The organism is Paraburkholderia aspalathi (genome assembly GCF_900116445.1).
Taxonomy (GTDB): Bacteria; Pseudomonadota; Gammaproteobacteria; order Burkholderiales; family Burkholderiaceae; genus Paraburkholderia; species Paraburkholderia aspalathi.
In genome coordinates this window covers 163,674-174,973 of the sequence record NZ_FPBH01000003.1, presented here as the reverse complement: position 1 = coordinate 174,973, position 11,300 = coordinate 163,674, and the positions used below count along the sequence as shown (strand labels likewise).

General features: G+C 67.3%; 1 protein-coding gene. It reads right to left on the bottom strand.

The features are described from left to right. Positions 1-7: 7 nt before the first annotated feature. Positions 8-11,284, bottom strand: coding sequence for a non-ribosomal peptide synthetase (locus BM438_RS05800; RefSeq protein ID WP_167378311.1), 11,277 nt, complete (start codon positions 11,282-11,284; stop codon positions 8-10). Positions 11,285-11,300: the final 16 nt, after the last annotated feature.

Here is an 11,300-nt window from a genome sequence, read left to right as displayed (position 1 = left end):
CAAGTTCTCAATCCAGTTCGGCCAGCAACTGTTTCATCGTGTCGCGTTGGGCGGCTTGCGCCACCCGGGTTTGCGCCTGCGCATCGGATGCCTCGCGCAGCGACTCTGCAAGCCGCGCGACGGTGGCTTGCGCGAGCACGGCGGCGAGCGGCACGGTTTGCTGCAAGGCGCGCGTGAGCCGCGCGGCGATCTGCACAGCGAGCAGGGAATGGCCGCCGAGGGCATAGAAGTTGTCGTGCACGAACACCGTCGGCACGCCGAGCACGTCCTGCCAGACCTCGGCGATCGTCTGCTCGACCGGATTGCGCGGCGCGACCGCGGGCGCGTCTGCCGGCGGCGCGGGCGGTGGCAACGCGCGGAGGTCGAGCTTGCCGTTGGGCAGCATCGGCAGGCGCTCGAGCATGACGAAGGCGCCAGGTATCCACGTTTCGGGCAAGCGCGCGCTTAGCGCGTGGATGAGCGACTCGGTCTCGACCATGCCGACCACATAGGCGATCAGGCGCTGATGCTCGCCTTCGCCGTGCAGCGCGACGAGTGCCTGCGTGACCCCCGCGCAACTGCGCAGCGCCGCTTCGATCTCACCCGGCTCGATACGCTGGCCGCGCAGCTTGATCTGCTGGTCGATCCGGCCGAGAAACTGCACCGTCCCGTCCGCGCCGAAGCGGCACAGGTCGCCGGTTCGGTACAGACGTGCGCCGGGCAAGCCGTCTGGATCGGGAACGAACTGCATGGCCGTCAGACCCGGCCGTCCCAGATAACCGCGCGCGAGACAGTCGCCGCTGATGCACAGTTCGCCGATGCCGCCGTGCGGAACCCGCACGCCGTCGTCGTCGAGCAGCGCGACGCCGCGGCCAGGATAGGGACGCCCAATCGGCACGATCACGTGCGCTTCGTCGGCGGCGCCGGTGCGGTGATAGAGCGCCGCGACCGCGGTCTCCGTCGGACCATACAGGTTGTCGACGTGGATCGCCGCGAGCGGACCGGCGCGCCAGCGGGCGAGCGTATCGCCGGCCAGCGCTTCGCCGCCGACGGTGATCTGCCGCAAGGATTGCAACGCCGCCGCGGGCGGCGCGGCGCGCTGCCATTGCTGCCACAACGAGGTTGGAATGCGCGCGAACGTGACGTCGGCGTCGACGAGCGTCGCGTTCAGCGTATCGATGTCCCACGCATCGGGGCCGCGCATTTCGACGCGGCCGCCTTGCAGCAGCGCGGGCAGCAACTCGTGCAAGGCGACGTCGAAATTGATCGTCGACGATTGCAGCACGACGTCGCCGGCGCCGATCCCATAGACAGACTGGAAGTCCGCCAGATGCAGGCTCAACGCACGATGACTGAGCGCGACACCCTTGGGCTTGCCGGTCGAGCCGGAGGTGTAGATCACATAGGCGAGTTGTTCCGGCTCGATCGGTTGATGCCAGCCTTCCGGCGCTGCGTCTTCTACGCTCATGACGCCGTGGTTCGCTTCGGCCGCATCGGCGGTATCGATGCGGATCACCTCGCGTCCCGCGAACAGCGCGCCCAGTTGCGCGACGCACGCGGCATCGGCGACTACGTGGCGCACGTCGGCATCGTCGAGCATGCCGGCCAGACGCTCGCGCGGATAGGTCGGATCGAGCGGCACGTAGGCACCACCGGCCTTCCAGATGCCGAACAGCGCCACCGGCAGACCGACGCCGCGCGTCACGCATACGCCGACGCGCTGATCGCTGCGCAGGCCCGCGCGCTTGAGCCGCGCGCCGATGCGGTTGCTCCAGTCGTCGAGTTGGCGGTAGCTCAAGGTCGCGCCGCGGCAGGCGAGCGCGATGGCGTCCGGCTGGCGGGCGGCGCGCGCGCTGAAGCGCGGCATCACAGGTTCGAAGTCATAGCGGCGTTGCGGCTGCGAATCGAGCGTCTCGCCGGACAACGCGATGTCGCCGAGCCGCGCAATGCGACGCACGTGCGCCGGGTCGCGATCCATCACGGCGGCGGCCAGTTGCGTCAGGATCCGCTCGTAGTCCGCGGCGAGCCCCTCGATCGTCGTACGCTCGAAACGCTCGCCGTCCCACGCCCATTGCAGGTCGATCCGTTCGCGTGGCAGCACGGCGAGCGTCAGCGGGTAATGGGTGCGATCGGCGCTCTGCTGCGCGCGAACCGTCAGGCCGTCGCCGTGCGCGTCGAGCGCTCGATCGAGCGGATAGTTTTCGAACACGAACAGCGTGTCGAACAGGTTGTCGCCACTGCGGCCGGTCCATTGCTGGATGCGCGTGATCGGCGTGTGTTCGTGCTCGCGCAACGCGTGGTTCAGCGTGTGCAGCTCGCGCAGCCAGTCGGTGGTTGGCGCACTGGCGGGCGCGTCGACCCACAGCGGCACGCTGTTGATGAACAGGCCCATCATCCGTTCGACACCGGGCAAGTCCGCCGGGCGGCCGGACACGGTCACGCCGAAGGCGGCGCGATGACGGCCGCCGTAGCGTGCGAGCAGGATCGCCCACGCGCCTTGCATCAACGTGTTCAAGGTCACCTGGGCGCGCTGCGCGGCTTGCAGCAGGCGGGCGTGCAGACCGCCGGCGAGCCGCGTCGACCAGTCATGCGAGCCAGGTTCGCGTTGCTGCGGACGCCCGAGGCTAGGTGCAAGCAACGCCGCTTCGTCGGCGTGACTTGCGAGGGTGCGCCACCAGTCGGCATGATCGCGGGTGGCGGTGTCGTGTGCGAGCCAGCGGACGTAGTCGCGATAGGGTGCAATAGATGCCGTCGGCGCACTGGAAGCGCGGGTCGCGAGCTGCGCTGCGTGTGTGCCGCTGCGCGTGCGGGCCCGATACGCTTGCGACAGCGCGTTGAGCAATTGCGCGCTGCTCCAGCCGTCGAGCAACGCATGGTGGCTGGTCCACACCAGATCGTGTGCACCGTCAGGCCGCGCGAACAGCGCGACACGCATCAGCGGCGCGCGGCCCGGATCGAAGTCGCTGCGCAGATCGGCGCCGAGCCATTGCGCGAGGCGGGCATCGTAATCGGTGGCGTGGGCACGCCAGTCATGCGTCGCGAATGGCACGACGGCATGTCGATGCACCACCTGAAGGGGACCGCTTTCCTGGCCGAGTTCGAAATGCGTGCGCAGCACCGGATGCTGGTCGAGCATGTCCTGCCAGGCAGCGAGTAACGCGCGTGGGTCGAGCGCGCCGTCGAGCGTCAGGCGCAACTGGTTCAGGTACATGCCCGCGCCGGCCGTGAGCAGGCTATGAAACAGCAGACCTTGCTGCAGCGGTGTCGCTGGATAGATGTCTTCGATGTTGCCGAGCGGCAGCCGCATGGCTTCCAGCGTGGCTTGGCCGATACGCGCGAGCGGGAAGTCGGCGGCGGTGGCACCCGGCGGCGCATCGACACAATGCGCGATCAGTTCGCGCAGCGCCTGCGCGGTTTGCGCGGCGAGTCGTTCGACCGCGTCCGCGTCCAGTACGTCGGGACTGAAGCGCCAGTGAAGATCGAGCACGCCGTCCACCACCAGCGCGGTGATGTCGAGCAGGTGGTCCATGGTGTCGGCGCCCGCAAGCGGCGCGCCGGCGAAGTCGTGAGAAAAGTGCAGGCGCGGGGCGCCATCCGGTGAATTCACCGTGTGACTGCCGGCGAGCGCCTGATCGAACTGGCCGAGATAGTTGAAGCGGACCTGGGCGCGAGGCCAGAGCGCGAGTGCTGCCTGACGTCCGGCGTCGGTTATTCCGTCGAGCGAGGCGCTTCTGCCGGCCTCGCGCAAATGACCGAAATTAAGCCCTTGTTCCGGCACGGCACGTAGCGCCTCTTTGACCGCGATCAGTGTCGCCGCCGGCGTCTGCGCGCGCGGCAAGGCGAACGGGTATTGAACCGTGAACCAGCCTACTGTTCGGTCGAGATCGACGGTATCGAGCGAGGTGCTGCGGCCGTGTGCTTCAAGATCGATCAACACCGGCGCGTCATGACTCGACGACGCGCCGAGCGTTTGCGCAAGCGCCGCAAGCAGCAGGTCGTCGGGACGGGTGCGATAGGCATGCGATGTGTGTTGCAACAGACGGCGCGTGCTGGTTGCGTCGAGTTCGATGCTGACCGTGCGGCTCGCGGCGAGACTGCGATCGACCATGCCTCGCGCGGGCTCGCGGACGAGGTGGTCCGGCAACGCACGTTGCTCAGCCGTGAGCGTGTGCGCCCAATAGTCGAGTTCCGCGGCAGCCGGTGCGGCACTGTTCGCCTGGGCGTTGACCCAAGCGCTCCAGGGCGTTGTGAGGGTGGGCAAAGGTTGGTCGGCGTAGAGCGCGCGCAGGTCGTCGAGCAGAACGCGCCACGACACGCCGTCGACCGCGAGATGATGAATCGCGATCAGCAGGCGGCGGCGTGAGCCCGCTTCGAAATAGCCGGCGCGCAACAGCGGACCGTGCTCGATGTCGAGACTTTGCTGGATCGTCGCGCCTTGCTTCGCCAACGCGTTGTCCCAGTCGGCGGAATCGAGTTCGACGTGGCGCAGCAGCGCAGCGTCCTCGCGAGCGACCACACGCTGCTGCCAGCGCGGGGCGTCACTGTTACCGTTGCCATTGCCGTCGCGCGTGAAGCGCAGTCGGAGCGCATCGTGACGCTGGACCAGCGCGGTCAGCGCGTCGCTGAGGCGGTCGGGATCGAGCGCGTCCGCGGTGTCGAGCAGCACGGACTGATTCCAGTGCGACTCGCCATCCGGACGTTTCGTGAAGAACGCTGCCTGGATCGGCGTCAACGGCAACGCATCGTGGTGCTCGGCGGCCCGGCTTGTCGCATCGGCGCAAACAGTCATAAGCTGGGCCTGTTGCGCGATAGTCGGATGCTCGAAGATCTGTTTGGGCGTGAGATGCCAGCCGGCGTTGCGCACGCGCGAAATCAGCTGCAGGCTCAGGATCGAATCGCCGCCGGCCGCAAAGAAGTTGATGGTGACGCTGGCGACGGGATGGCCGAGCACGGTCTGCCAGATATCGAGCAGGGCGGCTTCACGGGGCGAGCGCGGCGTGACCACGGGCGTGTCGTCGTCCTGCCATGCGGGTTCAGGCAATGCGCGACGGTCGAGCTTGCCGCTGGGCGTGAGCGGCAGCGCATCGAGCGTGACGATGGCCGAGGGCAGCATGTGCGCTGGCAGTGAACGGGCGAGCCGGGTTCCCAGCACACGGGTGTCCGCTGTGCCGGTGATGTAGCCGATCAGGCGCTGCTGCGCGCCTTCGCCCCTGATCGCCACGGCGGCGTTCTTCACGCCGTCGCAGGCACAGAGCGCGGCTTCGATCTCGCCGGGCTCGATCCGGTAGCCGCGCAGCTTGACCTGCTGGTCGAGACGGCCAAGCGGTTCGGGCCGGCCATCGTCGCGCAGCCGGCAGAGGTCGCCGGTGCGGTAGAGGCGGGTACCGGGCGCGCCGTCGGGATCGGGCACGAAGCGCTCGGCGGTGAGAGCCGGGCGGCGCAGATAGCCGCGCGCGAGATTGCGGCCGCCGATGCACAGTTCGCCGAGTCCGCCGTCGGGCACGGCGAGGCCGTGCGAGTCGATCACGCGCAGCACGGTGTCGGGCAAGGGATCGCCGTGAGTGATGGGCTGAGCGGTGAAGACCTGGGCGCCGGCGGAATAGATGGTGGTCTCGGTCGGGCCGTACAGATTCCACAAGGCCACGCCGCGGGCGATCAGCGCGGCGGCGAGATCGGGGTGCAGCGGTTCGCCGCCGCTCAGGCCGAGCAGCGGGCGGTGCGGCACGGACAGATCGGCGCGCCAGCCGGCTTCGAGCAGCATGCGCCAGCCGCTGGGGGTAGCCTGGAAGACGGTGGCGCGGCTCGCTTCGAGGCGAGCGGCGAGCGCGATGCCGTCCCGGGCGGTCTGCGAGGAGACGAGCTCGAGCGGCACGCCGCGCACGAGCGGCAGACAGAATTCGAGCAGGGAGATGTCGAACACGGGTGCCGATTCGCTGAGCCAGAGATCGTCATCGCGCAGGCCGGGGCGCAGATCGACACTGGCGAGGAGGCGGTCGAGCGCGCCGTGGGTGACGCCGACGCCTTTGGGCCTGCCGGTGGAGCCTGAGGTGTAGATGACGTAGGCGAGCTGGTCGGGGTGGAGGGCGGGTAGTGTGTGGGTGCGGTGACCGGAGTGGGAAGCGTGCCGCACGGCGGCGAGCTCGACCACCTGACGCCCGGCAAACAGCGCGGGGCTGTGCTGATCGGTAACCGTAGCGGCATCGGCGAGCACATGCAGCACCTGCGCATCCTCGAGCATCGCGGCGATGCGCTCGGGCGGATAGGACGGATCGACGGGCAGATAGGCCGCGCCGGCCTGCCACACGCCGAGCATGGCGGCGAGCAGCGCAGGGCCACGGGCGACGCAGACGGCGACGCAGGTGTCGCGCTGCACGCCGTCGCGCAGCAGCCGCTGGGCGATGGCCGAAGCCCGGTCAAGCAGCTCACGATACGTGAGGCTTTCCTGCTCACCGGTAAGGGCAACGGCATCAGGTCGCCGCGCACCGGTCTGCGCAATACGCTGGCTCACTGGCACAAACGTATAACGCGCAAGCGGCACCGCCTCGCGCTTCGGCGAACTCACTGTCAGCGAGCGCAATTCGACCTCAGGTCGAGCAATCACCTGATCGACCAGTTCGACGAAGTGATCCGCCATCCGCTCGATCGTCGACGCCGCGAAAATATCATCGGCGAAATCGAAGTGCAGGCGCGCGTAATCCGCTGCGCCGGTGACGTCCAGTTTCAGATCGAACTGCACCGCATCCGCTTGCGCATCGCGCGGCTCGATCCGCAGTCCGGGCAACGCTTGCGTCGGCGCTGCCGCCTGCTGATAGTTGAACATCACCTGAAACAGCGGCGTCGTGTTGCGTTCGCGGTTCGGTTGCAACGCTTCGACGAGCCGCGCGAACGGCAGGTCCGCGTGAGCGTGCGCGTCGAGCGAGCGCTGCCGGACGTGCGCGATCAGTGCTGCGAACGTGTCCGCGCGGCTGATGTCCGCCGTCATCACCAACGTGTTCACGAAGCAACCGATCATCCGTCCAGTCTCGACTTGCGTGCGGCCCGTAACGGGCACGCCGACGCGGATCTCGTTCTGTCCGCTATAGCGTTGCAGCAGGACGTCGAGTGCCGCGAGCATCACGATAAAGAGGCTAGCCTGATGCGCTTCGGCGAGATGACGCAGCGCCTGCATCCGCGCGGTGTCGAGTGTGCGGACGGTGCGGCCGAGTCCACGCCGCCGCTGTGCCGCGCGCGGCTGTTTGAGCGGCAGTTCGAGGACGGGATCGGTTTCGCCAAGCAAGTCGCGCCAATAGCCGAGTTGGCGCGCGAGTGCCGTGTCGTCGGCGTGCAGTCGCTGCCAGCGCGCGTAATCGCCGTATTGCACGCCCAGTTCGGGCAGCGCGGTGAAATCCGCGTGGTCCAGCGCTGCGCGATACAGCGCGATCAACTCGTCGATCAGCAGATCGACCGACTCGCCGTCAGCGATGATGTGATGCAGGGCGAGATGCAGCACATGGTGTTCGGCGTCGACGTGAATCAGCGTGACGCGCAACAGCGGATCGACAGTCAGATCGAACGGTGCACGCGCGGCATCGCTCAATCGTGACGCGACGCCGGACTCACGTGCGTCCGGCGCGCTCGTACGCAGATCGTGCGCCGTCCATGTGTAGCGCGGCGCGGCATGAACCTCCTGATAGCCGACACCATCCTCTTCGCCAAACGACGTGCGTAACGCCTCGTGCCGCAGCGATAGCGCGTCGAAGGCGCCGCGCAACGCGACGGCGTCGAGCGCCCCATGCAGATTCACCGCGCACGTGATGTTGTAGGCGGTGTCCTGCGGATCGAATTGCCAGAGGAACCAGAGCCGTTCCTGTGCATGCGACAGCGGCACGCAGGTTTGCGCAGCCGGACGCCGCACGAGCGCTTGCCGCTGCGATTGACCATCAGGATGCCTGCTGGCAAGCGCCGTTTCCAGTTGCGCGGCGAGCGCGCCGAGCCGCGGATGATCGAAGAAGATGCGCAAGGGCAGTTGCACGGCGAAGGCCTGTTCGATTCGCGCCGCAAGCTTGACTGCCAGCAATGAATGGCCACCGCGAGCAAAGAAATCATCATCGGCATCGACATGGGAGACACCGAGCACCTCGCGCCAAAGATCGGCGAGGCGCAGACCGACCGGCGACAGCGGCGGTACTGGCGCATCGGTATTTGCACCGGCACTCACGTGTTCGGCGCCGAATGCCGCATCGTCCGGAGCGGGCAGCGCGTGGCGATCGAGTTTGCCGTTGATGGTGAGCGGCAGCGCGTCGAGCACGACATAGGCCGACGGCACCAGATGCGCCGGTAGATACGCTGCGGCATGCGCGCGCGCGGCCTGACGCAGCGTGACCGCGTTGCGGCGTGCGACCAGGTAGGCGATCAATTGCACACCCCGTTGCGGATGCTCACGTGCGATCACTTCAGCCGAAGCGATATCCGGATGGCTCAGCAACGCCGCGCGCACTTCGCCGGGTTCGATACGAAAACCGCGCAGCTTCACCTGTGCATCGTTGCGGCCGAGATAGGCGAGCTCGCCATCCGGCAGCCGCCGCGCGACATCGCCGGAGCGATACAAACGCGCGCCGGGAAGACCGAACGGATCGGGAACGAAACGCTCGGCGCTCAGTGCCGGACGATTCGCATAGCCACGCGCGAGACCGGCGCCCCCGATATACAGTTCGCCCTTCGCGCCTGGCGGAACCGGATTCAGATCGGCATCGAGCAGATGCAATTGCAGATCGTCGAGTGCGCTGCCGATAGGGCTCAAAAGCGCCTGTGTCGTGCCGTGAATATCGTTGTCGCGCAACACGCGATGGGTGACGTGCACGGTCGTTTCGGTAATCCCGTACATGTTGACGAGCGCCGGCACATGCGCGCCGCGCGCGCGATGCCATGCGGCTAGCGCCGCGGGTTCGAGCCGTTCGCCGCCGAACACGATTACGCGCACGTTGGCGAAAGGTTCGGACGCCGCGAGATCGGCCTGCATTAATGCATCGAACGCGGACGGCGTCTGGTTCAACACCGTCACGCGCTGCTCACACAGCAGGCGCTGCAGCGCAGCCGGTTCGCGCGTTGTCCAGTACGGGACAACGACGAGCCGGCCGCCATGCGCCAGCGCGCCGAACAGCTCCCACACCGAGAAGTCGAAGGCGTGCGAATGGAATAGCGTCCAGACGTCGTCGGGACCGAAATCGAACAGCGCAGCCGTGCTGTCGAACAGGCGCGCCAGGTTCGCGTGCGTGACGCCGACGCCTTTCGGCCGCCCGGTCGATCCGGACGTGTAGATCACGTAGGCGAGTTGTTCGGGGTGCGGCGTCGTTTGCTGCGGGAAAGCTTCCGCGTCAGCGGTTTCGATATCCTGCAACGCCGCTGCGTCGACGATCGCCACGCCGTGTTCCGTAGCCCACGCGCCGAGTGACGCGATACCTTCGGCATCAGCGACGATGCAGCGTATGTTCGCATCGAGCAGCGTGTCGTGCAGGCGCTCAGGCGGATAGCGCGGATCGAGCGGCACATAGGCTGCACCCGCTTTGAGAATGCCGAGCGCGCCTGCGACGAGCGCAAGCGAGCGGCCCGTGCAGAGGCCGATGCGGACATCGGGCGCCGGCGTCACGCCGGTTTGTTCGGCGAGGCATCGGCCGATCCGGTTCGACCAGCGATCGAGTTCGCGGTAAGTCAAGGCGCCGGTCTCGCCGGTCACAGCCTCTGCATTGGGCCGCGAGCACACGTGGTCGGCGATTCGCTGCAACACGCCGCGTGGGGCATGAGCTTGCTGCGTGACTTCAATGGCGGAGATAGGTAGCGACGCCTGCGCACTGTCGCTCAGGCGCAGGTCGGCGATGCAAAGATTCGCGTTGCGCGCCAGTTGCCAGAGCAGTTCGGCATAGTGATCGGCGAGGCGTTCGATCGTCGCGGCATCGAAGCGGTCGGACGCATAGACGATGTTCAGCCGCGCGCCGTGATCGTGTTCGACGACGTTGAACGACAGGTCGAATTGCGCGGCGCCGGTTTCGATTTCGCGCGTTGTGACGCTCAAACCCGGCAGCGACAACAACGCCGCGCGATCGCTGCGCTGCATGCTGAACATCGCGTGAAAGAGCGGCGTGTCGTCGGTGCGCGAAGTCTGCAGCGACCGGACCAGACGCGCGAATGGCAGCGCACGATGCGCTTGCGCGTCGAGCAATGTCTGGCGTGTCTGCGCGAGCAGCGTGCCGAAGGGCAGATTGCCCGCCACCTGCTGACGCACTACCAGCGTGTTGACGAAAAAGCCGATCAGATTTTCGGTTTCGACACTGTCGCGTCCGCTCGACGGTACGCCGATGCGCAGATCGCTCTCGCTGCTGTAGCGGTATAACAGCGTGCCGAAGGCGGCGAGCAGCGCCATGAAAAGTGTCGCGCCTTGCGCGGCGGCCTGGGTTTGCAGGCCCGCCAGCAGCGCCGCGTCGATCTCGCGCCGCACGCGGCCGCCCGCCGCGCTCGGCTGATGCGCGCGCGGACGGTCGAACGGTAACGGGGACGGTGGCGTGTGCGTGCCGAGTTGCGCGCGCCAGTAGTCGATGTGCGTTTGCAGCGCGGCGTCGTCGAGCCATTCGCGTTGCCATGCGGCGCAGTCGCGAAATTGCAGCGTGGGCGCGGTGGTGGGCGCTGGCGCTTTGCTCGATGCCTGCCGATAGGCTTGCGCCAATGCCCGGATCAGAACGCTCATCGAATGTCCGTCGGTGACGATGTGATGCAGGGTCAGCAGGAGGACATAACGCGAGGCGCCAATACGGAACAGATCGGCGCGCACTGGCGGACCGGCTTCAAGGTCGAACGGCTCGACGGCTGCGCGACGCAGCGCGGCATCGAGTGTTGCATCGAGCGCGGTGCCGTCGGCGCCGCGCAGATCGTGCAGGCGACAAGCGGGCCGCGGCGTGCCTTCCGTTGTCTGTCGCAACTCGCCATCCGCGCGCTGGAAGAAGCGTGTGCACAGACTCTGATGCTGCTGCGCGACGCTGCCTAGCGCGTGATCGAGCGCTGCGGCGTCGAGTTCGCCGTCGAGCTCGATCGCGCCCGGCATGTGATAGGCCGGGTTGTCCGGTTGCAGTTTCCACAGGAACCACAGGTGCTCCTGTTCGAACGACAGCGGCGCGTCGCCGCCGTGCGCAGCACTTCGGGCGATGGGCACGATCGGCAGCGTCGCCGGATCGATGTGCTGTGCGGCCACACGTTGCCGGAAAGCGGCGCGACTCTCGGGCGGCAGTGCGGCGTAGCGGAGCGAGATGACCTGCATTTGCGGAGTCGGTTGGGTCATAAAGTCAGAATCAGTG

Excerpts from the sequence above, each read along its gene's own strand:
- BM438_RS05800 (WP_167378311.1), bottom strand. The coding sequence starts at position 11,284 with ATGACCCAACCGACTCCGCAAATGCAGGTCATCTCGCTCCGCTACGCC.